The organism is Pseudomonas sp. WOUb67 (assembly GCF_050058005.1).
Taxonomy (GTDB): domain Bacteria; phylum Pseudomonadota; class Gammaproteobacteria; order Pseudomonadales; family Pseudomonadaceae; genus Aquipseudomonas; species Aquipseudomonas putida_R.
On the sequence record NZ_CP170112.1, the window covers coordinates 259,955 to 282,627 of the forward strand.

The following is a 22,673-nucleotide window of genomic DNA, read 5'->3' on the forward strand; positions in this document are numbered from 1 at the left end:
TATTTTGCCTTGCCTATCAAAAGTGTTTTTCATCCGGGGTAACAATCGACCCAATGATCGCTGTAACCCGTTGGAATACGGCGATAGACTAGGCTTCGCGAGGGTTTTCGACCATTTCGTTTTTCCAGCATTTTCGATAAGTGTTACTTATGGATTTCCGCCAACTGCGTTATTTCGTCGCGGTGTACGAAGAAGGCCACGTGGGCCGTGCCGCCGAGCGCCTGTCGCTGTCCCAGCCGGCCCTCTCCCAGCAGATCCGCCAGCTGGAACACAGCCTCGACCTGAGCCTGTTCGAGCGCAGCAACAAGCGCCTGCTGCCCACCCTGGCTGCCCACACCCTGTACAACCACGCCTTGCCATTGCTCGATGGCCTGCAGCGCGCCCACGAGGCCATGCGCAACTTCAAGGGCCAGTCGCTGCGCACCTTGGCTATCGGCGTGTTGCAGACCGTGCGGCCAAGCCTGGTGCCGCAGCTGCTCGAACGGCTGCGCAAGGCACAGCCGCACCTGGTCGTGCAGATCTACGAGTTGTCGGGGCTGGAGATCGAACGGCGGCTGCTCAACGGCAGCCTGGACATCGGCATCAGCTACCTGCCACCGCGCCAGCCTGGGCTGCATGGCCTGCTGCTGTACGAAGACGAACTGCAGCTGGTAATCCCAGATACCCACCCGCTGAAGGATTTCAAGAAGGTGTCCATCCGCCAGGCCGCCGAGTTGCCCATGCTGATGCTGGGCGAGGAGTTCCAGATCCGCCAGATCTGGCAGGCGCAGCTGGCCAGCCAGGGCCGACGGCCACACGTGCAGGCAGAGATGAACAACATGGCGGGGATTCTCGACAGCCTGGCGCACACGGCACTGGCGACCATTCTGCCGGGCCGGGCCAAGGAAGCCGCCGAGGATGATCAGGGGCTGCTGTGGAAGCCGCTGAGCGAGCCGCGGGTGCCGCTGAAGGTTGGCCTGGTGTTCCGCGATGCACAGCGCCAGCAGGCCTCTGTGGAGCTGCTGCGCACGCTGCTGGAGGAAGAGACGGACGCCCGCCTGTTGGGGGCGTCGCCGCTGGATGTGCTGGCCTGAAAAAACACGCGCACAAAGAAAACCCCGCCGAAGCGGGGTTTCCCAGACTGTTTCCCTGTGACATCCGTATCGCCCCGCCGTCCTGGCAGGTGGTCCTTCGTCGTCGTCCTTGATCTGTCCTTTGCGCTTCCTGCGCAACGTCCATGTGGTAAAGATTAACCGTGGATCCAATCTGAGAACAGTGGTGAAAAGTCACCACGTCGTGTAGGAAAAAGCTTACAAAGGGGATTCATTACCAAATCTGGGTAATGTGTTGCCTGTACCGGCCCAATCGCCGGCAAGCCAGCTCCCACAGGAACTCCACAACCCTCAAGGCTTGTGCATTACCTGTGGGAGCTGGCTTGCCGGCGATGGGCTGCGCAGCAGCCCCCCGAAAACCGTCAGAACTGCTCAGCATCCAGCAGGTAAAGCGACTCGCTCCCCGCCTTCACCGAAGCCACCAGCGAATCCACCCGTGGCAGCAACCGTGCAAAGTAGAACCGCGCCGTCCCCAGCTTGCCCGAGTAGAACGCCTCGTCCCCCTCACCGGCCTGGGCCGCCCGCGCCATCAGTGCCCACATGTAGGCATAGGCCACATAACCAAAGGCATGCAGGTACTCGACCGACGCCGCGCCGATCTCATTCGGGTTGGCCTTGGCCTGTTCCAGCACCCACTCGGTCAGCCCGTCGAGCTGGTCGAGGCTGGCCGCCAACGGCTTGGCAAATTCGCCCAGCTCGCCACCCGCGCCGGCAATGAACTGGCGAATTTCATCGGAGAACAACCGGTAGTACGCGCCACCGCTGGCCACCACCTTGCGCCCCATCAGGTCGAGGGCCTGGATGCCGTTGGTGCCTTCGTAGATCTGCGTAATGCGCACATCACGCACCAGTTGCTCCTGCCCCCACTCACGGATGTAACCGTGCCCACCGAATACCTGCTGGCCGTGCACCGTGCTCTCCAGCCCCAGGTCGGTGAGGAACGCCTTGGCCACCGGTGTCAGCAGGGCCACCAGCTCTTCGCTGCGCTTGCGCACGGCGGCGTCTTCGCTGTACTTGGCGCTGTCCAGCTGCATCGCGACATAGGTGGAAAAGGCGCGGCCACCCTCGATCTGCGCCTTCATGGTCAGCAGCATGCGGCGCACGTCCGGGTGGACGATGATCGGGTCGGCGGCTTTTTCCTTCGCTTGCGGGCCGGTCGGGGCGCGGCTCTGCAGGCGGTCGCGGGCGTATTCCACGGCGTTCTGGTAGGAGCGCTCGGCCGAGGCCAGGCCCTGGATGCCAACGCCCAGGCGCTCGTAGTTCATCATGGTGAACATGGCCGCCAGGCCCTTGTTCGGCTCACCGACGATGTAGCCGACGGCCTCGTCGAAGTTCATCACACAAGTAGCCGAGGCCTGGATGCCCATCTTGTGCTCGATCGAGCCGCAAGTAGCAGGGTTGCGCGCACCCAGGCTGCCGTCTTCGTTGACCAGGAACTTCGGCACCAGGAACAGCGAAATGCCTTTCGCCCCTGCCGGTGCATCAGGCAGCTTGGCCAGCACCAGGTGAATGATGTTCTCGGTCAGGTCGTGCTCGCCACCGGTGATGAAGATCTTGGTGCCGCTGACCTTGTAGCTGCCGTCGGCCTGGGGCTCGGCCTTGGTGCGGATGATGCCCAGGTCGGTACCGGCATGCGGCTCGGTCAGGCACATCGAACCTGCCCACACGCCGGCGTACATGTTCGGCAGGTACTTGTCCTTCAGCGCTTCGCTGGCGTGGGCGTTGATCGACAGGCAGGCGCCGGCGGTCAGCATCGGGTACAGGCCGAAGGCCAGGCTGGAGGCGTTGACCATTTCCTCGACCTGGGCCGAGATGGCCTTGGGCATGCCCATGCCGCCGAACAGCGGGTCGCCGCCCACGCCTACCCAGCCGCCTTCGGCGTAGGTGTTGTAGGCCTCGATGAAACCGGCCGGTGTGCGTACCGCACCGTTGTCCCAGTGGCAGCCTTCTTCATCGGCGGCGCGGCTGAGCGGCGCGATGGTCTTGGCGGTGACCTTGCCGGCTTCTTCCAGCACGGCCATGGCCGTGTCGGCATCGACTACCTCAGCCAGCCCGGGCAACTGCGCCCACTGCTCGGCCACGTTGAAGACTTCATTCAGTACGAAGCGCATGTCGCGCAGGGGCGCTTTATAGTCAGCCATGACAACCTCTCGCTAGTCGGGTCGGGGCGGTCTCGGGGAACCGCGACACTGGGGTTACTGGCAGTGTAACCGAACAACTTTTACGAGACATAGGGTCATCACCTGACCATACAGTCTTGTTCGGTCACACCGTCCGCACTGCACCTCGCTGCGATTGTTGCCCATACACCATGACACAATTGCGCCCTGCGCCTTTGGCGCTGTACAGCGCCTGGTCAGCGGATTTCAGCACCGCCTCGGGGTTACGGTGGTCAACCTGGCGCTCGGCCACCCCGATGCTGATGGTGACCGACACCGTCCCGCCGCTGTTGCCCGCCCGGCGCTGGCGCCCACTGGTATCGTCCTGTGGGCGGCTGCTCTGGTCGCGCAAGTGCATCACATAGTTGGCGATCACCTCACGCACGGCCTCCACGTGGGGCACACACTCTTCGGCCGTCTTGCCGGCGAACACAAGGGCGAACTCCTCGCCGCCATATCGGTACGCGCGGCCACCGCCAGTCACCTTGGACAAGCGGCTGGCCACCAGGCGCAACACCTGGTCGCCCACGTCGTGCCCGTGGGTATCGTTGAATTTCTTGAAGTGGTCGACATCGGTCATGGCGATCACGTAGTTGCGCCCCAGGCGCTGCATGCGCTCATTCAGCGCACGGCGCCCCGGCAGCCCGGTCAGTTCGTCACGGAAGGCCATCTGGTAGGCCTCGTGCGCAACCGCTGCGGCGATCATCAACATCACCTGGCTGCACATGATGTTCAGGGTGAACGGCAGGATGAAGGTTTGCGGCAGCATCCAGAAAATGCCCAACAGGCCGGTTATCAACGCGGCGTGCAGCGGCCGCGGTGCGCGCAGGTATTGCACCACCAGCAAGATGAACACGCCGAGGAACAAGGGGTAGACCATCTGGATCAGGCTCATCCACTGGCCATGCAAGGTTGGCCAGCGGATCTCCGCCAGCCAGGTCAGCAGCACTTCGGGGTAGCTTTGTTCGAGGGCTACCGCCACGCTGCCCACCGCGAACAGCACGGCGCCGCGGGCGACCATGTCCTGCAGCAGGTGGGTGCGTTCCTGCCAGGCGCCGTACAGGCCGAACAGGGCGGGCAGCAGCAGGCATACCAGGTGGAAGGTCACGGCCGCGTCCTCGCGCACGCGGCCGTGGTCACGGTAAAAATCAGTCTGGGTGTCGAGCAGGTAGTAGGCGATGTACACCGTGAGCATCATGAACAGCTCACGCTGGCGGCGGTACACCGCGCAGTAGGCACCGCCCAGCAACAGCACCAGGGTGGGCAGGACGTTGAACAGCGATGTGAAAAAGACACTGAGGTCTCTCACATAGGCTGCGGCGAGCCCTGCCAGCAACAAGATCAGCGAAGGCAGGAAGTGGCTTGCGCGAACAGCGTTAAGACGAAACAAGGGTAATCTCCAACCCGGCAGATCAATAGTGGCATTGTGCCCTTACTTCATCGGCAGCGCACATGAACAGTTGAATTTCAGTTCCGACGCGGTCCCTGTAGGAGCAGCCTTGTGCTGCGAAAGGGCCGGTATGACAGAAGGTTTTCTTTGGCAGTTATGGCCTCTTCGCAGCACAAGGCTGCTCCTACAAGGGATAGGCATCCGGCTGCAGAATGAAAAAACCCGCCTACCGGTGAGGGCAGGCGGGTTTTGGGTGCAGCGGGTGAATCAGTACGACAGGCCGAAGTGCTCTTCGTCCATCGCCATCAGGTTGTTGGCACCCGACAGCATGGTTGCCACATGGGTACGGGTACGCGGCAGGATGCGCTGGAAGTAGAAGCGCGCAGTCTGCAGCTTGGCGGTGTAGAACGCCTCTTCGCTGGTGCCGGCTGCCAGCTTCTCGGCCGCCAGGCGGGCGATGTCGGCCCAGAAGTAGGCCAGGCAGGCGTAGCCGGAGTACATCAGGTAATCCACCGAGGCCGCACCCACTTCTTCGCGGTCCTTCATGGCGGCCATGCCCACTTTCATGGTCAGCTCGCCCCACTCCTTGTTGATGGCCGCCAGCGGTTCGACGAACTCCTTGACCGCTTCATTGCCTTCCTGCGCCTGGCAGAACTTGTGCACGAACTTGGTGAAGCCTTTCAGGGCCTCGCCCTGGGTCATCAGCACTTTACGGCCGAGCAGGTCGAGGGCCTGGATGCCGGTGGTGCCTTCGTACAGCATGGAGATACGGCTGTCGCGCACGTTCTGCTCCATGCCCCACTCGGCGATGAAGCCGTGGCCGCCGTATATCTGCACGCCGTGGTTGGCGGCTTCGAAACCGACTTCGGTCATGAACGCCTTGGCGATCGGGGTCAGGAACGCCAGCAGGGCATCAGCCTTTTTGCGTTCTTCCTCGTCCTGGCTGTACTTGACGATGTCCACCTGCTTGGCGGTGAAGTACACCATCGCGCGGTTGCCTTCGGCGAAGGCTTTCATGGTCAGCAGCATGCGGCGCACGTCCGGGTGGACGATGATCGGGTCAGCAGCCTTGTCCGGTGCTTTCGGGCCGGTCAGGGAGCGCATCTGCAAGCGCTCGCGGGCGTACTTCAGGCCACCCTGGAACGCCACTTCAGCGTGGGCCAGGCCTTGCAGCGCGGTACCCAGGCGAGCAGTGTTCATGAAGGTGAACATGCAGTTCAGGCCTTTGTTGGCCGGGCCGATCAGGTAGCCGGTGGCTGCATCGAAGTTCATCACGCAGGTGGCGTTACCGTGAATGCCCATCTTGTGTTCGATGGAGCCGCAGCTCACGCCGTTGCGCTCACCCACACCGCCTTCGGCGTTGGGCAGGAACTTCGGCACGATGAACAGCGAAATACCTTTGGTACCGGCCGGTGCGTCCGGCAGGCGGGCCAGGACGATATGGACGATGTTGCCGGCCATGTCGTGCTCACCAGCCGAAATGAAGATCTTGGTGCCCGACACTTTGTAGCTGCCGTCGGCCTGAGGCTCGGCCTTGGTGCGCAGCATGCCCAGGTCGGTGCCGCAGTGCGGCTCGGTCAGGCACATGGTGCCGGTCCACTCACCGGACACCAGTTTGGTCAGGTAGGTGTGCTGCTGCTCGGCAGTGCCATGCGCAGAAATGGTGTTCATCGCGCCATGCGACAGGCCTGGGTACATGCCCCACGACCAGTTCGAACCGCCGACCATTTCGCTCAGGGCCAGGCCCAGCGATTCTGGCAGGCCTTGGCCGCCATGCTCGACGTCATGGGCCAGGCTTGGCCAGCCGCCTTCGACGAACTGCTCGTAGGCCGCTTTGAAGCCCGTCGGGGTTTTAACGCCCGATTCGCTCCAGGTGCAGCCTTCCTGGTCACCCACACGGTTCAGCGGCGACAGCACCTGCTCACAGAACTTCGCGCCTTCTTCGAGGATCGCGTCGACCATGTCGGGCGTGGCGTCCTGGCAGCCCGGCAGGCTCTGATAGTGCGCCTCATAGCCAAGCAGTTCGTCGCGAACGAAGCGGATATCACGCAAGGGGGCTTTGTAATCAGGCATTGCGATGAACCTCTGGGTGAGTTCTGTGGGGGTGACCAGCTCTTGGCGGCCGTCTATCAAACAGTTGTTTGAAACTTACGTTTAGCTCCGGCTTATGTCAAGGAGGGACTATGGTGCCATTTGCGCCACGAAAAATGGCGTTTACGCCACACCCAGGAAAACCGCAGCCTCTGTGGGAGCGGGCGTGCCCGCGAAAGGGCCCGGCCAGACAATAGAGGTGCCTGACCTGACGCATTCGCGGGCACGCCCGCTCCCACAGGGGGCTGTGTTTGATTTGAGGGGGGTGACCTGTCAGGCGTAGGTGTCGATGATCCGGCCGAGCATTTCGTCGGATGCCTTGACCACCTTTGCGCCAAGCTCGACTTCGGTTTTGCCCACGGCCATTTGCACGGTGCTGGTGGCCAGGTCCATCTGCTGGCTGCGGTCTACTGCGCGCAGGCGTTCAGCCTGAAAATCGCTGGACTGGCTGGTGGCAGTACGTTCGGCCGTGGTGTTGGCGATCTGGCCGGCGGCCTGATCCACGCGGTTCTGGCCGGTTTGAATTGCGCTCAGGCCCGCGTAATACGCGGAGCTACCGGTGATTTCCATGTCAGGACTCCATTGACGCTGGATGACGAACAACCCCAATTAAAGCAGGCCGGGCGCGAAAAGGCCCGTTTAAATCCCTAATGGCTCGGTGCCAGTTGATAGGCCTTGGGTATTCCTGCTATTCCTGCACCGGCCTCTTCGCGGGCAAGCCCGCTCCCACAGGTTATGTGCGAGGTTCAGGTAATGTGCGGTCTCTGTGGGAGCGGGCTTGCCCGCGAAAGGGCCGGGCCTGGAAAAGCTAATCCAGCAGATCCAGCTGCAAATGCTCAGCCACCATGTCGGCACTGGCCTGCTTCAGTTTGGGCACCCGCCCCAGGCACGGCGCCGGCAAGCGCTCTGCCAGGCTGGCCAGGTTCTCTTCAAGACGCGAAGTACGGGGCTCGATGATGTTTGCCACCCACCCGGCCAATTGCAGCCCATCCCGCTCGATCGCCTCGGCACTGAGCAAGGCATGGCTGATGCAACCCAACCGCACCCCCACCACCAGAATCACCGGCAGTTGCAAAGCAACGGCAAGGTCAGACAGGTTTTCCAGGCCCGACAGCGGCACACGCCAGCCACCCGCCCCTTCGACCAGGGTGAAATCGGCATTTTGTTGCAGCACATTGCGCATCGCGGCCAGCAGCTCTGCAACGGAAAGCGTCACACCCGCCTCACGCGCTGCCACATGCGGGGCAATGGCAGGCTCGAAGGCAAACGGGTTGGCCTGCTCATAGGGCAGCTTGATCGTGCTTTCGTCGATCAGCGCCTGGGCATCGCTGTTGCGCAAGCCTTTTGGTGTCATCGTGCAGCCGGAGGCCACCGGCTTGGCACCCAGCGTGCTCATACCCTGCAAGCGCGCCGCATGCAAAAGCCCGGCGGCGATGGTGGTCTTGCCGACATCGGTATCGGTACCGGCAATGAAATAGGCCTGACTCATCTCGCTCCCCTTACGCCTGTGGCTTGCGCAACACACCATAGACCACCTGATAGGTGGCTGGCAGCCCCTCGGGCTGGCGAAATGCTTCGTAGGCCTGCAACAGGCCCTGCATGCGGGCCCGGCCAGTGAGGCCCGAGGGGCGGCCCGGGTTGAGGTTGTGCGCGCCCAGCGCCTTCAGCTCATGGGTCAGGCTGCGTACATCCGGGTAGTGCAGCACATGCGGGCAGCGCTGCAGCGCAAGTTGTTCAAAGCCGCTGCCGGCACACAGGCGCTGGTAATCCTCGAACCGGCGGAAGCGGTTCACATGCACCAGGCCATCCACGGCCTGCCAGCTGGCACGCAACTCGTCGAGGGTACCCACGCACAGGCTGCTGAAAGCCAGCACGCCACCCGGGCGCAGTACCCGCAATGCCTCGGCCAGCACGCTGGCGAACTGGTCGCACCACTGCACGGCCAGGCTGGTAAACACAAGGTCGACACTGGCATCACGCAGCGGCAAGCGCTCGGCGTCACCGGCCACGTGGTAGTGCGCGCCACCTTGTTCATGCCGCGCGTGGCGCAGCATGCCTTCGGCAATGTCCACTGCCACACCGCTGGCCTGTGCGAAACACTCGGCCAGCTTTCGGCTGAAATGGCCGGTGCCGCTGCCCAGGTCCAGCCAGTGCGAAGGTTGCAAGCCGGCCGGCAACTGCTCCAGCAGGTTCAGGCCTACGGCGCGCTGCAAGGCCGCCACGCTGTCGTAGCTGGCCGCGGCGCGGGAGAACGAAGCCGCCACCTGGCGTTTGTCGGGCAAGGCGCCGGGCAGGGTCGGACGGGAAAGGTCAGTCATCGCCACTCTCATGCAGGAAACTCTTGATGCCCGCCGCCAACTCCTGCGGGTACTCCAGCAGGAACGCGTGGGAACTGTCTTCGACCAGGCCCACTTCCACATCGGGCAGCAGCTCGCTCAACGCCTTGGCTGCCTCTGCCGGCACCAGCGCATCGCTGCCGGCGAACAGGTGCAATTGCGGGCCGGCGTATGCCTGCAGGGCTTCGCGGGTGTCCAGCTTGGCCAGCACCTCAAGCCCGGTGGCCAGGTACAGTGGGTCGGTGTCCGGCACGCCGACACCCAGTTGGCGCAGCAACGTGCGTGGCTGCTGGGCGCCATCACTGCACAAGGTACGGAAGCGCTTGAGGGTGACCTGGGTATGGCTGCGGCAGCCGTCGAGGAAGGTGCCGAAGGTGTCTTCGGGCATGCCGTGGGGCCAGTCGGGTCGAACCACGAAACTGGGGTTGCTGGCCAGGGTCAGCAGGCCACAGCAATGGTCACCGCGCTTGTGCGCCAGTGCGCTGGCCAGCATGCCGCCCAGCGACCAGCCACCCAACCACACATCGCTCGGCAGCTTGCGGTCAAGGTGGTCGACCCAGGCCTGAACATCGCTGTCGGCCAGTTCCGGCAAGGGCATCAGCTCTACCTGCAAGCGGGCATCCTGGGCGCGCAGGCTGGCTGCCAGCGGCTCCAGTGAAGCAGTGCCCAGGCCCCAGCCGGGCAGCAATACAAGACGATTACGCATCGGCGTTCTCCAACTGTGGATAACACTCGGCCAATGCATTCAACAATAGCTGCACCTGTGCCTCGCTGTGCGCGGCGCTCAGGGTTACCCGCAGGCGTGCGCTGCCCGCCGGCACGGTGGGTGGGCGGATGGCCGTCACCAGCAAGCCGCGCTCGCGCAGCATGCGCGACAGGCGCAAAGCCTTTGCGCTGTCGCCGATCATGATCGGCTGGATCGGCGTCGGGCTGTCCATCAACTCCAGACCGATCTGCTGGGCGCCTTCGCGGAACTGGCGAATCAACGCCGCCAGGTGCTCGCGGCGCCAGGTTTCGCGGCGCAACAGTTCCAGGCTCTTGAGCGTGGCGCAGGCCAGCGCCGGTGGCTGGCTGGTGGTGTAGATATAGGGGCGGGCGAACTGCACCAGCGCCTCGATCAGCTCTTCGCTGCCGGCAACAAAGGCACCCGCGGTACCGCATGCCTTGCCCAGCGTGCCGATCAGCACCGGGACCTCATCCACCCCCAGGCCGAAGTGCTCGACGATGCCGCCGCCCTGTACGCCGAGTGTGCCCAGGCCGTGGGCGTCATCTACCATCAGCCAGGCACCGCGAGCGCGGGCGACATCGGCCAGTGCCGGCAGGTCGGCCAGGTCACCGTCCATGCTGAACACGCCATCGGTGACCACCAGTGTATTGCCAACGGCCTTGTCCAGGCGGCTGGCCAGGCTGGCGGCGTCGTTGTGCAGGTAGCGGTTGAAGCGGGCACCGCTGAGCAGCCCGCCATCCAGCAGCGAGGCGTGGTTCAGGCGGTCTTGCAGCACGGTATCGCCCTGCCCCACCAGCGCGGTGATGGCGCCCAGGTTGGCCATGTAGCCCGTGGAGAAGAGCAACGCACGCGGGCGGCCAGTGAGTTCGGCCAGCGCTTCTTCAACCTGGTGGTGCGGCGTGCTGTGGCCGACCACCAGGTGCGAGGCACCGCCACCGACACCCCAGCGCTCGGCGCCGGCCTGCCAGGCGGCGATGACTTCGGGGTGATTGGCCAGGCCCAGGTAGTCATTGCTGCAGAAGGCCAGCAACCGCTGGCCGTCGACCACCACTTCCGGCCCTTGCGGGCTCTCCAGCAGTGGCCGCTGCCGATACAGGTCTGCGGCGCGCCGTTCGGCCAGGCGCGCCGCCAGGTCGAAGGCCATGTCAGGCCGATGCAGCGTTGTAGAACATCTCGCTGCTGCGCTGTTCGACCAGCGCCTGCTCGATGGCCGCCTGATGCACTTCGTCGGCGTGCTCTTCACGCGCTTCGGGCTTGATGCCCAGGCGTGCGAACAATTGCATGTCCTTGTCGGCCTGCGGGTTGGCGGTGGTCAGCAGTTTTTCACCGTAGAAGATCGAGTTGGCACCCGCCATGAACGCCAGGGCCTGCATTTGCTCGTTCATCTGCTCGCGGCCGGCGGACAGGCGCACATGCGACTTGGGCATCAGCAGGCGGGCCACGGCCAGCATGCGGATGAAGTCGAACGGGTCGACGTCCTCTTCCTCGGCCAGCGGCGTGCCGGCAACCTTGACCAGCATGTTGATCGGCACCGACTCCGGGTGCTCGGGCAGGTTGGCCAGCTGGATCAGCAGGCCGGCGCGGTCGTCCAGCGACTCGCCCATGCCCAGGATGCCGCCGGAGCAGATCTTCATCCCGGCATCGCGTACGTAGGCCAGGGTTTGCAGGCGCTCGCTGTAGGTGCGGGTGGTGATGATGCTGCCGTAGAACTCCGGCGAGGTGTCGAGGTTGTGGTTGTAGTAGTCCAGGCCAGCCTGGGCCAGGGCTGCGGTCTGCTCCTGGTCGAGCTTGCCGAGGGTCATGCAGGTTTCCAGGCCCATGGCCTTCACCCCTTTGACCATCTCCAGCACGTAGGGCATGTCTTTGGCCGACGGATGCTTCCACGCCGCGCCCATGCAAAAGCGGGTGGAACCGATGGCTTTGGCGCGGGCAGCCTCTTCCAGCACCTTCTGCACTTCCATCAGCTTCTGTTTTTCCAGCCCGGTGTTGTAGTGGCCGGACTGTGGGCAATATTTGCAATCTTCCGGGCAGGCGCCGGTCTTGATCGACAGCAGGGTCGAAACCTGTACCCGGTTAGGGTCGAAATGCGCGCGGTGCACAGTTTGCGCCTGGAACAGCAAGTCATTGAACGGTTGCTGGAACAGCGCCTTGACCTCGGCCAGGGACCAGTCGTGACGTGTTGTTGCAGTTGTGCTGGCGCTCATCGGCGTTTCCTTGTTTAGGCTGTTTCTGGCGCTGGGACAGAAAAGCCCACAAGCGCATCACGGATAGCTCGCATACTCACGGAAGGCCCATGAACTGTCAACCACACTGGAAAAGACTGATTTACAAGTGCTCACTTATTGATCAGATGTGTTTATTGTGTGACGCGCCTGCCGAGCAGGCCTACCCGATGTGCGTCGCCTGCGAACAGGAACTGCCCTGGCTGGGCGATCAGTGCCTGCGCTGCGCCCTGCCGCTGCCTATGGCTGGCCTGACCTGCGCCCAGTGCTGCCGGCACTTGCCGCCGTTCGAGCAAGTGATTGCGCCATGGCAATTCGGCTTTCCGGTCGACACGCTGGTCAGCCGCTTCAAGCACAACCGCCATTGGCCATTGGGGCGTTTGATGGCTGAACTGCTGGGGTATGGGCTGCTGCATCGCTTTGCCGAGGGGCTACCGCGCCCTGACCTGCTGTTGCCTGTGCCCCTGGCCAGCCGTCGACTGCGCGAGCGCGGGTTCAACCAGGCCGGGATGCTCGGGCGGTGGTTGGCTGCGCAACTTGGGCTACCGTGCGATGAGCGCTTGCTACTGCGCACGCGCGAGACGCCTGCGCAGCAACAGCTGGATGCCAAGGCAAGGCGGCGCAATTTGCGACAAGCGTTTGCGGTCTCGGGTGAGCTGACCGGTAAACACGTCGCCATTGTCGATGATGTATTGACCACCGGTGCCACCGCGCAGGCCATCGCCGAGGTACTGCGCAAGGCCGGCGCGCGGCGGGTGGATGTGTATTGCCTGGCGCGTACGCCCAAGCCGGGGTATGCATGACCCAGCGCAGTCCTCCACAATCCACTGTCAGGACCTTAACCTACAACGACTCAATGCCCATGCCCCTACCCACCCTGCTTACCCAGCACATTGCCCGCCGCCCCCAGCGCATCGCGCTGCTGCAGCACGTTGCCGAGCAAGGCTCGATCACCCGCGCCGCCAAGGCCGCAGGCATCAGCTACAAAGCCGCCTGGGATGCCATCGACGAGCTCAACAACCTGGCCAGCCAGCCGTTGGTCGAACGCAGTACCGGTGGCCGTGGCGGTGGCGGTGCGCGTTTGTCGCCGGAAGGCGAGCGGGTGCTGCGTCTGTATCAAAGGCTGCAGTCACTGCAGGCGCAAATGCTTGAAGCCGCCGAACAATCCAGCGACCTCGACCTGCTCGGGCGCCTGATGCTGCGTACCAGTGCGCGCAACCAGCTACAGGGCCAGGTCAGCGGCCTGCGCCGCGAGGGCCGGTATGACCGCGTCAGCCTGGCATTGGGCGGTGGGCTGGAGATCGATGCGCTGATCACCCACGACAGTACCGCGCGGCTGGAGCTGACACTGGGGACGATGGTGGTGGCGCTGCTCAAGGCGGGGTGGGTACGGTTGCTGGCGGAGGGGGAAGCTGCCGAAGCGGGCAGCAACTGCATGAACGCAACGGTGGAAGAAGTACTGGCCGAGGATGAAGGGCCCAGTGAGGTCCGGCTGGCGTTGGGTAATGGGCAGACGTTGTGTGCCATTGCCGAGGCGGATTGGTTGGCCGGGCAATCGGTGGCGGCTGGCAGTTCGGTGCGGGCGCAGTTTCACCCCTCTTATGTGTTGATTGGGGTTCCTGCGTAGCCTGGCCGCGCTTAAGCGCGGTTCGCGGGTGAACCCGCTCCCACAAGGACCGCGCCGCCTGAGGCATTTGCACAAAACCTGTGGGAGCGGCTTTAGCCGCGAAGAGGCCGGCGCAGGCGGAACGCGCTACCATGGCCCCACGCTGCTTACCCTCCGGAGTCACCATGTCCCACCCCTTCGACACCCTCACCCCCGACCTGGTCCTGGACGCCGTGGAAAGTATCGGCTTTCTCAGCGATGCACGGGTGCTGGCACTGAACAGCTACGAGAACCGCGTCTATCAGGTGGGCATCGAAGACGCGCAGCCGCTGATCGCCAAGTTCTACCGCCCAGGCCGCTGGAGCGATGCGGCCATCCTCGAAGAACATAGCTTCACCGCCGAACTCGCCGACTGCGAAGTGCCGGTGGTTGCGCCGATGCAGCACGACGGCCGCACCTTGTTCGAACACCAGGGCTTCCGTTTCACCCTGTTCCCCCGCCGCGGCGGCCATGCCCCCGAGCCGGGCAACCTCGACCAGCTCTACCGCCTTGGCCAGTTGCTCGGCCGCCTGCATGCCGTGGGCGCCACCAAACCCTTCGAGCACCGTGAGGCCCTGGCTGTGGACAACTTTGGCCACGCCTCGCTGAACACCTTGCTGGACGGTGGTTTTGTCCCTCGCGAACTGTTGCCGGCCTTCGAATCCGTGGCCCGCGACCTGCTGAAACGTGTCGAGGATATCTACGCCCGCACACCGCACAAGCTCATCCGCCTGCACGGCGACCTTCACCCCGGCAACCTGATGCACCGTGACGAGGTGTACCACGTGGTCGACCTCGACGACTGCCGCATGGGCCCGGCAGTGCAAGACCTGTGGATGATGCTGGCCGGCAGCCGCGAGGAGCGCCTGGGGCAACTGGCCGAGCTGATTGACGGCTACAACGAGTTCCACGACTTCGACCCGCGCGAACTGACGCTGATCGAGCCCCTGCGTGCCCTGCGCCAGTTGCACTACAGCGCATGGCTGGCAAGGCGCTGGAGCGACCCGGCGTTCCCGCCCAGCTTCCCGTGGTTCGGCCAACCCCGCTACTGGGGCGACCAGATTCTCGCCCTGCGCGAGCAAATGGCCGCGCTGGATGAAGCGCCGCTGAAATTGTTCTAGAAGCATGCCTGCCTCTGTCTACAATAGGTGTCGCTTTATTTAGCTACCTAAGCAAGGATTCTGCATGCACGCCGCAAACCCGCGTCGCGGGTACATCTTGGGCCTCAGTGCCTACATCATCTGGGGCCTGTTCCCCCTGTACTTCAAAGCGATCCAGAGCGTGCCGGCGGTGGAGATCATTGTCCACCGGGTGCTCTGGTCGGCACTGTTCGGCTCGCTGCTGCTACTGGTGTGGAAACACCCCGGCTGGTGGCGCGAACTGCGCGACAACCCGCGCCGGCTGGGTGTCCTGGCGCTGAGCGGAACACTGATTGCCGGTAACTGGCTGACTTACGTGTGGTCGGTGAACAACGGGCGCATGCTCGAAGCCAGCCTGGGTTACTACATCAACCCACTGGTCAATGTGTTGCTGGGCATGCTGATTCTTGGCGAGCGCCTGCGCCGCCTGCAATGGCTGGCGGTGGGCATGGCCGCCGTGGGCGTGGCCCAGCAGGTGTGGCAAGTGGGGAGCCTGCCTTGGGTGTCGTTGGTGCTGGCGCTGAGCTTCGGCTTCTATGGGCTGATTCGCAAACAGGCGCCAGTGGCGGCATTGCCGGGCCTGGTGGTGGAAACCTGGATGCTGGTGCCGCTGGCCCTTGGCTGGCTGCTGCTACACCCGGCGGCGATGAGTGCCCAGGGGGCGTTCTACACCAGCAGCGAAGCACTGTGGTTGATGGCGGCCGGGCCGGTGACGCTGATACCGCTGGTGTGCTTCAACGCTGCGGCCCGGCACCTGCCGTATACCACCCTGGGCTTCCTGCAATACCTGGCGCCCACCCTGGTGCTGTTGCAGGCCGTACTGCTATTCGATGAGCATTTGTCGTCGAGCACCTTGGTGGCGTTCATGTTCATCTGGGCAGGTTTGGCGATCTACAGCGTCGATGCGTGGATGAATTTGCGCAAGCGCAGCTGATCAAAAAACGATCAAAACTCTGCAAGCCATGCGGTTCGGGGCCTGCAGAGACATCTCCAAAGGTTATCCACACCCTCGTCCCCGTGCTTTGTGCACAAGCTGCTGATTATTGGGTGTTTTTTGATCAGAACTGTGCAAGGCACAGGATACCTGGGCTGGAGAGGTACGCCCCCAGGTTATCCACAGGGCCTTCCCCGTGATATCGGGATAACCCCAAGGGGCTGCCTTGCAGCCCATTCGCAGCACAAGGCTGCTCCTACAGGGGAATGCATAACTCCTGTAGGAGCAGCCTTGTGCTGCGAATGGGCTGCAAGGCAGCCCCGGCAATCCCGAATCAATCCTCCGCCCGCAAGTTCAACTCCACCATCAAATCATCCGCCAGGCTCTCCAGCTTCAGCTGCAGTTCATCCAGCGAAAGTGTCAACGGCAGCGCCAGCAATGCATCGGCATGAAACAGCGGCTCGCTGCTCATCGGTGCCGGCCGCACCTCCGTGGTAAACCGCTCAAGGTTCACCCCCAGATCCGCCAGCAACCGGGTAATGTCCCGCACGATCCCCGGCCGGTCATTACCCACCAGCTCCATGGCAATCGGCTTCCAGGTACACGACGGCTCGATGCCGCTCTCGGCAATCAGCACGCGAATGTCATACCGGGCCAACCCCTGCAACGACGCCACCAGTTCAGCGTAATTTTCAGCCGGCACCGCCACCCGCAAGATGCCGGCAAACTGCCCGGCCATACGCGACATGCGGCTTTCCAGCCAGTTGCCACTGTGGTCGGCGATGCACTGGGCAATGCGTTCGACCTGGCCGGCCTTGTCAGGGGCAATAACAGTCAGTACAAGATGATCCACAAGCCCTTCCTCGTGTCGGACCGCGCCCGGCGGCAGAAAATCGGGGGATCGACTCAGTATAGGCAAGGCGCGGCAACCTGCCGCAGGGCGGCCAGCACAACGAATCGTGTACTGTTTCAAGATTTATCTGGAACAATCCACCTGTTTTTTGCGAACATACCCACTCCCAGCGTGACCATACGCGACCAACGGGTCGCATAACGGCGCTTTTAGTCTGATTTTGCCCCGCCTACTGCTTCATGTAGTATCCCGTGGCGCGGACTACAAAACGTCGTTTGGATGTCTGCCAAGGCGCCTGTGAAAATACGCACACTGCCTGCCGGCCTGTCTGGCAAGCCGCACCCAGCCGCGCCCGGTACAACCCGGGAGCACGCACTGGTGCCGTGTTTAGAGAAGCGCTACAGGCTTAATACAGAAGAGCGAAATAGCTGAGCAGAGTGAGGCAAGCAATGACTGGATACGTTCAAGTCGGTGGCCTTCAGGTCGCCAAGGTCCTGTACGACTTCGTGAACAACGAAGCCATCCCCGGGACCGGCATCGTCGCCGAGCAGTTCTGGGCGGGTGCAGAGAAGATCATCAATGACCTCGCTCCAAAGAACAAAGCCCTGCTCGCCAAGCGCGACGAGCTGCAAGCCAAGATCGACGCCTACCACCAGGCACGCAAAGGCCAGGCACACGACGCCGTAGCCTACAAAGCATTCCTCCAGGAAATCGGCTACCTGCTGCCACAAGCCGACGATTTCCAGGCCACCACCCAGAACGTGGACGAAGAAATCGCCCACATGGCCGGCCCGCAGCTGGTGGTGCCGGTCATGAACGCCCGCTTCGCCCTGAACGCTGCCAACGCCCGCTGGGGTTCGCTGTATGACGCCCTGTACGGCACCGACGCCATCAGTGATGAAGGCGGCGCCGAAAAAGGCCAGGGTTACAACAAGGTCCGTGGCGACAAGGTCATCGCCTTCGCCCGCGCCTTCCTCGACGAGGCCGCGCCACTGGCTGCCGGCTCCCACGTTGATTCCACCGGCTACCGCATCGAAGGCGGCAAGCTGGTTGTTGCGCTGAAAGGCGGCAGCAACAGCGGCCTGCGTGACGACGCCCAGCTCATCGGCTTCCACGGTGACGCCGCCGCACCAACCGCGGTGCTGCTCAAGCACAACGGCCTGCACTTCGAAATCCAGGTCGATGCCAACACCCCGGTCGGCAGCACCGACGCCGCCAGCGTCAAAGACATCCTGATGGAATCGGCACTGACCACCATCATGGACTGCGAAGACTCGGTTGCCGCCGTCGACGCCGACGACAAGGTCGTCGTCTACCGCAACTGGCTGGGCCTGATGAAAGGCGACCTGGCCGAAACCGTGAGCAAGGGTGGCAAAACCTTCACCCGCACCATGAACCCGGACCGCGAGTACGCCGCGCCCAATGGCGGCAGCGTGACCCTGCACGGCCGTTCGCTGCTGTTCGTGCGTAACGTTGGCCACCTGATGACCAACCCGGCAATCCTCGATGCCCAAGGCAACGAAATCCCCGAAGGTATCCAGGACGGCCTGTTCACCAACCTGATCGCCCTGCACAACCTCAACGGCAATACCAGCCGCAAGAACACCCGCAGCGGCAGCGTGTACATCGTCAAGCCGAAGATGCACGGCCCGGAGGAAGTCGCTTTCGCCGCCGAAATCTTCAGCCAGGTCGAAGACCTGCTGGGCATGCCACGCAACACCGTCAAGGTCGGCATCATGGACGAGGAACGCCGTACCACGGTCAACCTCAAGTCCTGCATCAAGGCAGCCGCCGAGCGCGTAGCGTTCATCAACACCGGCTTCCTCGACCGCACTGGCGATGAAATCCACACCTCGATGGAAGCCGGCGCCGTGGTGCGCAAAGGTGCCATGAAGAACGAGAAGTGGATCGGCGCCTACGAGAACAACAACGTCGACGTTGGCCTGGCCACCGGCCTGCAAGGCCGTGCGCAAATCGGCAAAGGCATGTGGGCCATGCCCGACCTGATGGCTGCCATGCTCGAGCAGAAGATCGCCCACCCGCTGGCCGGTGCCAACACCGCCTGGGTGCCGTCGCCGACTGCCGCCACCCTGCACGCCCTGCACTACCACAAGGTGGACGTACAGGCGCGCCAGCGTGAACTGGCTTCGCGTACCCCGGCATCGGTGGACGACATCCTGGCCATCCCGCTGGCCGCCGACACCAACTGGTCGGACGAAGAAATCCGCAACGAACTGGACAACAACGCCCAGGGCATCCTCGGCTACGTGGTGCGCTGGATCGACCAGGGTGTGGGTTGCTCGAAGGTGCCGGACATCAACAACGTCGGCCTGATGGAAGACCGTGCCACCCTGCGTATTTCGGCCCAGCTGCTGGCCAACTGGCTGCGCCATGGCGTGGTCAGCCAGGATCAGGTACTGGAAAGCCTCAAGCGCATGGCCGTGGTGGTCGACCAGCAGAACGCCGGTGACGCCCTGTACCGCCCCATGGCGCCGAACTTCGACGACAACGTCGCGTTCCAGGCCGCTGTAGAGCTGGTGGTGGAAGGTGGCAAGCAGCCGAACGGCTACACCGAGCCGGTGCTGCACCGCCGTCGCCGCGAGTTCAAGGCGCGTAACGGGTTGTAAGTAGCATTTGTGCAAGGGGGCCGCTTTGCGGCCCTATCGCCGGCAAGCCAGCTCCCACAGGGACTGCACAGGCCTTGAAATCTGTGCGGTCTTTGTGGGAGCTGGCTTGCCGGCGATGAGGCCGGAACAGGCCTGTGCTTACTCCAATTTCAATTCCTTCTTCACCAGCTCCAACAGCTTGCCCAGGTCCACCGGCTTGAGCAGGAAGTCCACCACCCCCAGGTGCATCACGTCCACCGCCTCTTTCACATCGGTGTCGCCCGACACCACGATGATCGACAACGCCGCCCGCTCCGACTCACGAATCGTGCGGATCAAATCCAGGCCATCTTCTGGCTGCATGCGTAAATCCGTGATCATCAAACTGATCCGCTGCTGATAATGCAGGTACAACCTGGCTTCTTCCGCGCCGTCCGCCCCCACCGCATCGATGCCCCGGCTTTTCAGGTACAGGATCAGCGCCTCGCGGTTGACCGCGTTGTCATCCACCACCAGCACCAACGGTTTGGGCGCCACTGGCGCACTCACCACGGCCAAGGCCTCACGCTCGGCGTCGCTCAGGATGTCGGTTTGCTCAGGCATGGCCATCTCGTCAAAAAATTCCGCTTCAGCATTAGGACCACATTACTTGCGTCACCCGATTCGCCTTTCGTCGGGTCTTTGACAGGGGCGTTCATAGACTTACGTCCAATGGGCACCACCCCGCCGCAAGCCGACCATGGAGGCAGAGAACAACAAGGCCGGCACCTATATATAGATATATATAGTTCGGCGTAGCGATACGGTCAGTTTCATGAGCAAAAAGGACGCCTACAGCCAGGCGGGCAGAACAGCAGTACTGCAGAACATCCAAGGCACCCTGCAGTTCCTGCAGCGCTTTCCGCCGTTCAACCAGATGGAGCACAGCCACCTGGCCTACCTGGTCGAGCAGTGCCAGCTGCGGTTCTATGCCTGCGGCGAAAGCATCGTCAAACCTGCCGACGGGCCGGTCGAGCACTTCTACATCGTCAAGCAGGGCCGCGTGGTTGGCGAGCGCCAGCACCTGGTCAGGCCTGGCGTGGAGACCACCTTCGAAATCACCAGTGGCGAATGCTTCCCCTTGGCCGCCCTGCTGGGCGAGCGGGCGACCCGCACCGAGCACCTGGCCGGTGAAGACACCTTCTGCCTGCAGTTGAACAAGGCCGCGTTCATCCGCGTGTTCTCGATGTCTGAAGTGTTCAGGGATTTTGCCCTGCGCGGGGTCAGCAGCCTGCTCGACCAGGTCAACCAGCAGGTGCGCCAGCGCGCTGTGGAAACCCTCGGCACCCAGTATTCGCTGAACACGCCCCTGGGTGAACTGGCCATGCGGCACCCGGTGGTGTGCACTGCACAAACCCCGCTGCGCGAAGCCGTACGGTTGATGCACGAACAGCAGGTCGGCAGCATCGTGGTGGTCGACCCGCAGCGCTACCCCACCGGCATCTTCACCCTGCGCGACCTGCGCCAGGTGGTGGCCTCGGCGGATGCCGACCTGGGCGCCCCCATTGAGCGGCACATGACGGTCAAACCCTTCTACCTCAGCCCTCAGGCCAGCGCCTTCGACGCGGCCATGGCCATGACCGAGCGGCATATCGCCCACGTGTGCCTGGTGGAAAACCGGCGCCTGTGCGGGGTGGTGTCCGAGCGTGACCTGTTCTCGCTGCAACGGGTCGACCTGGTGCACCTGGCACGTACCATCCGCCATGCGCCCCGGCTGGACACCCTGGTCTCGCTGCGCGGGGAAATCAGCCAGCTTGTGGAACGCATGCTGGCCCATGGCGCGTCGTCGACGCAGATCACCCAGATCATCACCCTGCTCAACGACCACACCGTGTGCCGGGTAATCGAGCTGGCACTGGCCGAGCGCGGTGACCCGGGCGTGCCGTTCAGCTGGTTGTGCTTTGGCAGCGAAGGGCGCCGCGAGCAGACCCTGCACACCGACCAGGACAACGGCATCCTCTTCGAAGCCGCCGACAGCGCTGAAGCCGACGCCATACGTGCCCGCCTGCTGCCGCTGGCGCAATACATCAACCAGTGCCTGGCCCAGTGCGGCTTTACCCTGTGCAAGGGCAACGTCATGGCCGGCAACCCTGACTTGTGCCTGTCGCGCAGCGAATGGGCGCGGCGCTTTGCCGGCTTTGTGCGTGAAGCCAGCCCGGAGAACCTGCTGGGTTCGAGCATCTACTTCGACCTGCGCGTGGTGTGGGGCGATGAGCAAGGTTGCGAACAACTGCGCCAACGCCTGCTGGAGCAGGTGGCCGACAACCGCATCTTCCAGCGCATGCTGGCCGATAACGCCTTGCGCCAGCGCCCGCCGGTGGGCCGCCTGCGCGAGTTCGTGCTGACCCGTCAGGGCAATGACAAGGCCGCCACCCTCGACCTCAAGGTCCAGGGCCTGACGCCCTTCGTCGACGGTGCCCGGCTATTGGCGTTGGCCAATGGCGTCGGTGCCTGCAATACCCTGGAGCGGCTGCGCCAGCTGGTGGCCCAAGGCGTGATCGAGCCACTGGATGGCGCGGCCTATGAAGAGGCTTACCACTTCATCCAGCAAACCCGCATGCAACAGCACCAGCGCCAGGCCCGCGACAACCTGCCTTACTCCAACCGCCTGGACCCGGACAGCCTCAACCACCTCGACCGGCGCATCCTGCGCGAGGCACTGCGCCAGGCCCAGCGCCTGCAAAGCAGCCTGGCCCTGCGGTACCAGCTATGAGCCTGTTCGCCTGGCTGCGCCCCAGCGCGCCCGAACTGGACCACGCCACACGCCAGCGCCTGAGCCGGTTGCCCAAGCCCGCGCCGCTGGGGGTATGCACCCTGCGCGAACAGCGCTGGGTGGTGCTGGACCTGGAAACCAGCGGGCTCAACCCCAACCGGGACCAGGTGTTGTCGATTGGCGCAGTGGCCATCGAAGACGGCGCCATTGATTTTGCCCAGCAGTTCGAACGCACCCTGCACAGGCCTTTGCAGAAGACCAACGCCAGCGTGCTGATTCATGGCCTGGGCCCCAGCGCCCTGGCCGCCGGTTGCGACCCGGCCGAGGCCTTGCTCGACTTGCTCGATTTCATTGGCAACAGCCCGGTGCTGGCGTTTCACGCACCCTTCGACCAGCGCATGCTGGCCCGTGCCCTGAAGGAGAGCCTTGGGCATCGCCTGCAGTCACTGTTCCTCGACGTTGCCGAACTGGCGCCGATGCTCAACCCCGACACGGTGCTGCGCGAGGCCGGGCTGGATGACTGGGTGGCGCGGTTTGGTTTGCAGGTGGAAGAGCGCCACCATGCCAGTGCCGATGCCCAGGTGACGGCAGAGCTGGCGCTGATCCTGTTCAGCCAGGCCCGGCGCCAGCAGCTGGACAGCCCGTTGCAGCTGGAGCAGCGGTTGCGGGGGTGGCGCAGGCGTAACGTGCAGAGTCACGGCCTTTAGCTTTGTATTGGCTTTGCTGGC

Annotated in this window: 18 protein-coding genes and 1 pseudogene; 8 read left to right on the top strand and 11 right to left on the bottom strand. The window is 63.5% G+C overall.

Features of this window, described 5'->3' with window-relative positions:
• Positions 1–149: 149 nt before the first annotated feature.
• A complete protein-coding gene (locus tag ABOC32_RS01235; protein ID WP_016484586.1) occupies positions 150–1,073 on the top strand; it encodes a LysR family transcriptional regulator in 924 nt (307 codons plus the stop codon).
• A gap of 380 nt (positions 1,074–1,453) precedes the next feature.
• Here the strand turns inward: ABOC32_RS01235 and ABOC32_RS01240 are convergent, their stop codons facing one another.
• The 9 genes from ABOC32_RS01240 to bioB all read right to left on the bottom strand — a co-directional run bounded on the left by ABOC32_RS01240 (position 1,454) and on the right by bioB (position 11,998).
• Entirely contained in the window at positions 1,454–3,232 is a 1,779-nt protein-coding gene (locus ABOC32_RS01240; RefSeq protein WP_426809881.1) for an acyl-CoA dehydrogenase C-terminal domain-containing protein, read from the bottom strand.
• 124 nt (positions 3,233–3,356) lie between these two features.
• A complete protein-coding gene (locus ABOC32_RS01245; protein ID WP_426809882.1) occupies positions 3,357–4,640 on the bottom strand; it encodes a diguanylate cyclase in 1,284 nt (427 codons plus the stop codon).
• 267 nt (positions 4,641–4,907) lie between these two features.
• A complete protein-coding gene (locus tag ABOC32_RS01250; protein WP_426809883.1) occupies positions 4,908–6,713 on the bottom strand; it encodes a phenylacyl-CoA dehydrogenase in 1,806 nt (601 codons plus the stop codon).
• Between the two features lie 291 nt (positions 6,714–7,004).
• Positions 7,005–7,301: a pyrroloquinoline quinone biosynthesis protein PqqE gene (locus tag ABOC32_RS01255; RefSeq protein WP_174370944.1), complete on the bottom strand. Its 297-nt coding sequence runs from the start codon at positions 7,299–7,301 to the stop codon at positions 7,005–7,007.
• Between the two features lie 238 nt (positions 7,302–7,539).
• Complete coding sequence (gene bioD, locus ABOC32_RS01260; RefSeq protein WP_426809884.1) at positions 7,540–8,220, bottom strand: dethiobiotin synthase; 681 nt, start codon at positions 8,218–8,220, stop codon at positions 7,540–7,542.
• Between the two features lie 10 nt (positions 8,221–8,230).
• Positions 8,231–9,049, bottom strand: a complete 819-nt coding sequence (gene bioC, locus ABOC32_RS01265) for a malonyl-ACP O-methyltransferase BioC (RefSeq protein WP_426809885.1) — start codon at positions 9,047–9,049, stop codon at positions 8,231–8,233.
• Positions 9,042–9,773 carry an alpha/beta fold hydrolase gene (locus ABOC32_RS01270; RefSeq protein ID WP_426809886.1) on the bottom strand — a complete coding sequence of 244 codons (732 nt, stop codon included), beginning with the start codon at positions 9,771–9,773 and terminating at the stop codon, positions 9,042–9,044. The genes bioC and ABOC32_RS01270 overlap by 8 nt, the downstream gene beginning before the upstream one ends.
• Positions 9,766–10,938, bottom strand: coding sequence for an 8-amino-7-oxononanoate synthase (bioF, locus tag ABOC32_RS01275; RefSeq protein ID WP_426809887.1), 1,173 nt, complete (start codon positions 10,936–10,938; stop codon positions 9,766–9,768). The genes ABOC32_RS01270 and bioF overlap by 8 nt, the downstream gene beginning before the upstream one ends.
• A gap of 1 nt (position 10,939) precedes the next feature.
• Positions 10,940–11,998, bottom strand: coding sequence for a biotin synthase BioB (gene bioB, locus ABOC32_RS01280; RefSeq protein WP_016497669.1), 1,059 nt, complete (start codon positions 11,996–11,998; stop codon positions 10,940–10,942).
• A gap of 89 nt (positions 11,999–12,087) precedes the next feature.
• Between bioB and ABOC32_RS01285 the strand changes: the two genes are divergently transcribed.
• The 4 genes from ABOC32_RS01285 to rarD all read left to right on the top strand — a co-directional run bounded on the left by ABOC32_RS01285 (position 12,088) and on the right by rarD (position 15,734).
• A complete protein-coding gene (locus tag ABOC32_RS01285) occupies positions 12,088–12,819 on the top strand; it encodes a ComF family protein (protein ID WP_426809888.1) in 732 nt (243 codons plus the stop codon).
• A 59-nt stretch (positions 12,820–12,878) separates the two neighbouring features.
• Positions 12,879–13,643: a TOBE domain-containing protein gene (locus ABOC32_RS01290; RefSeq protein ID WP_426809889.1), complete on the top strand. Its 765-nt coding sequence runs from the start codon at positions 12,879–12,881 to the stop codon at positions 13,641–13,643.
• Between the two features lie 164 nt (positions 13,644–13,807).
• A complete protein-coding gene (locus ABOC32_RS01295; protein ID WP_426809890.1) occupies positions 13,808–14,782 on the top strand; it encodes a serine/threonine protein kinase in 975 nt (324 codons plus the stop codon).
• A 64-nt stretch (positions 14,783–14,846) separates the two neighbouring features.
• The gene (gene rarD / locus ABOC32_RS01300; RefSeq protein ID WP_426809891.1) at positions 14,847–15,734 is read left to right on the top strand and encodes an EamA family transporter RarD; all 888 of its coding nucleotides are present in this window, start codon (positions 14,847–14,849) and stop codon (positions 15,732–15,734) included.
• 334 nt (positions 15,735–16,068) lie between these two features.
• On the opposite strand, the gene ABOC32_RS01305 is transcribed toward rarD, so the two are convergent.
• Positions 16,069–16,587 carry a glycine cleavage system protein R gene (locus ABOC32_RS01305; protein WP_426809892.1) on the bottom strand — a complete coding sequence of 173 codons (519 nt, stop codon included), beginning with the start codon at positions 16,585–16,587 and terminating at the stop codon, positions 16,069–16,071.
• A gap of 449 nt (positions 16,588–17,036) precedes the next feature.
• Here ABOC32_RS01305 and ABOC32_RS01310 point away from each other — a divergent pair, with 449 nt between their 5' ends.
• Complete coding sequence (locus ABOC32_RS01310) at positions 17,037–19,214, top strand: malate synthase G (protein ID WP_086976874.1); 2,178 nt, start codon at positions 17,037–17,039, stop codon at positions 19,212–19,214.
• 138 nt (positions 19,215–19,352) lie between these two features.
• On the opposite strand, the pseudogene ABOC32_RS01315 reads toward ABOC32_RS01310, so the two are convergent.
• A pseudogene (locus ABOC32_RS01315) lies at positions 19,353–19,891 on the bottom strand (response regulator).
• Positions 19,892–20,007: 116 nt separating this feature from the next.
• On the opposite strand from ABOC32_RS01315, the gene ABOC32_RS01320 reads away from it, so the two are divergent.
• Together ABOC32_RS01320 and ABOC32_RS01325 are read left to right on the top strand one after the other, a co-directional pair.
• Positions 20,008–21,945: a DUF294 nucleotidyltransferase-like domain-containing protein gene (locus tag ABOC32_RS01320; protein WP_426809893.1), complete on the top strand. Its 1,938-nt coding sequence runs from the start codon at positions 20,008–20,010 to the stop codon at positions 21,943–21,945.
• Positions 21,942–22,652, top strand: a complete 711-nt coding sequence (locus tag ABOC32_RS01325; RefSeq protein WP_426809894.1) for a 3'-5' exonuclease — start codon at positions 21,942–21,944, stop codon at positions 22,650–22,652. The genes ABOC32_RS01320 and ABOC32_RS01325 overlap by 4 nt, the downstream gene beginning before the upstream one ends.
• Positions 22,653–22,673 lie beyond the last annotated feature (21 nt).

What these genes read in the sequence shown, in the direction of transcription:
- ABOC32_RS01325 (WP_426809894.1), top strand. Translation starts at nt 21,942, where the DNA reads ATGAGCCTGTTCGCCTGGCTGCGCCCCAGCGCGCCCGAACTGGACCAC.
- rarD (WP_426809891.1), top strand. Translation starts at nt 14,847, where the DNA reads ATGCACGCCGCAAACCCGCGTCGCGGGTACATCTTGGGCCTCAGTGCC.
- ABOC32_RS01270 (WP_426809886.1), bottom strand. Translation starts at nt 9,773, where the DNA reads ATGCGTAATCGTCTTGTATTGCTGCCCGGCTGGGGCCTGGGCACTGCT.
- ABOC32_RS01310 (WP_086976874.1), top strand. Translation starts at nt 17,037, where the DNA reads ATGACTGGATACGTTCAAGTCGGTGGCCTTCAGGTCGCCAAGGTCCTG.
- bioC (WP_426809885.1), bottom strand. Translation starts at nt 9,049, where the DNA reads ATGACTGACCTTTCCCGTCCGACCCTGCCCGGCGCCTTGCCCGACAAA.
- bioF (WP_426809887.1), bottom strand. Translation starts at nt 10,938, where the DNA reads ATGGCCTTCGACCTGGCGGCGCGCCTGGCCGAACGGCGCGCCGCAGAC.
- bioB (WP_016497669.1), bottom strand. Translation starts at nt 11,998, where the DNA reads ATGAGCGCCAGCACAACTGCAACAACACGTCACGACTGGTCCCTGGCC.
- ABOC32_RS01290 (WP_426809889.1), top strand. Translation starts at nt 12,879, where the DNA reads ATGCCCCTACCCACCCTGCTTACCCAGCACATTGCCCGCCGCCCCCAG.
- ABOC32_RS01240 (WP_426809881.1), bottom strand. Translation starts at nt 3,232, where the DNA reads ATGGCTGACTATAAAGCGCCCCTGCGCGACATGCGCTTCGTACTGAAT.
- ABOC32_RS01255 (WP_174370944.1), bottom strand. Translation starts at nt 7,301, where the DNA reads ATGGAAATCACCGGTAGCTCCGCGTATTACGCGGGCCTGAGCGCAATT.
- ABOC32_RS01320 (WP_426809893.1), top strand. Translation starts at nt 20,008, where the DNA reads ATGAGCAAAAAGGACGCCTACAGCCAGGCGGGCAGAACAGCAGTACTG.
- ABOC32_RS01295 (WP_426809890.1), top strand. Translation starts at nt 13,808, where the DNA reads ATGTCCCACCCCTTCGACACCCTCACCCCCGACCTGGTCCTGGACGCC.
- ABOC32_RS01285 (WP_426809888.1), top strand. Translation starts at nt 12,088, where the DNA reads ATGAACTGTCAACCACACTGGAAAAGACTGATTTACAAGTGCTCACTT.
- ABOC32_RS01250 (WP_426809883.1), bottom strand. Translation starts at nt 6,713, where the DNA reads ATGCCTGATTACAAAGCCCCCTTGCGTGATATCCGCTTCGTTCGCGAC.
- bioD (WP_426809884.1), bottom strand. Translation starts at nt 8,220, where the DNA reads ATGAGTCAGGCCTATTTCATTGCCGGTACCGATACCGATGTCGGCAAG.
- ABOC32_RS01235 (WP_016484586.1), top strand. Translation starts at nt 150, where the DNA reads ATGGATTTCCGCCAACTGCGTTATTTCGTCGCGGTGTACGAAGAAGGC.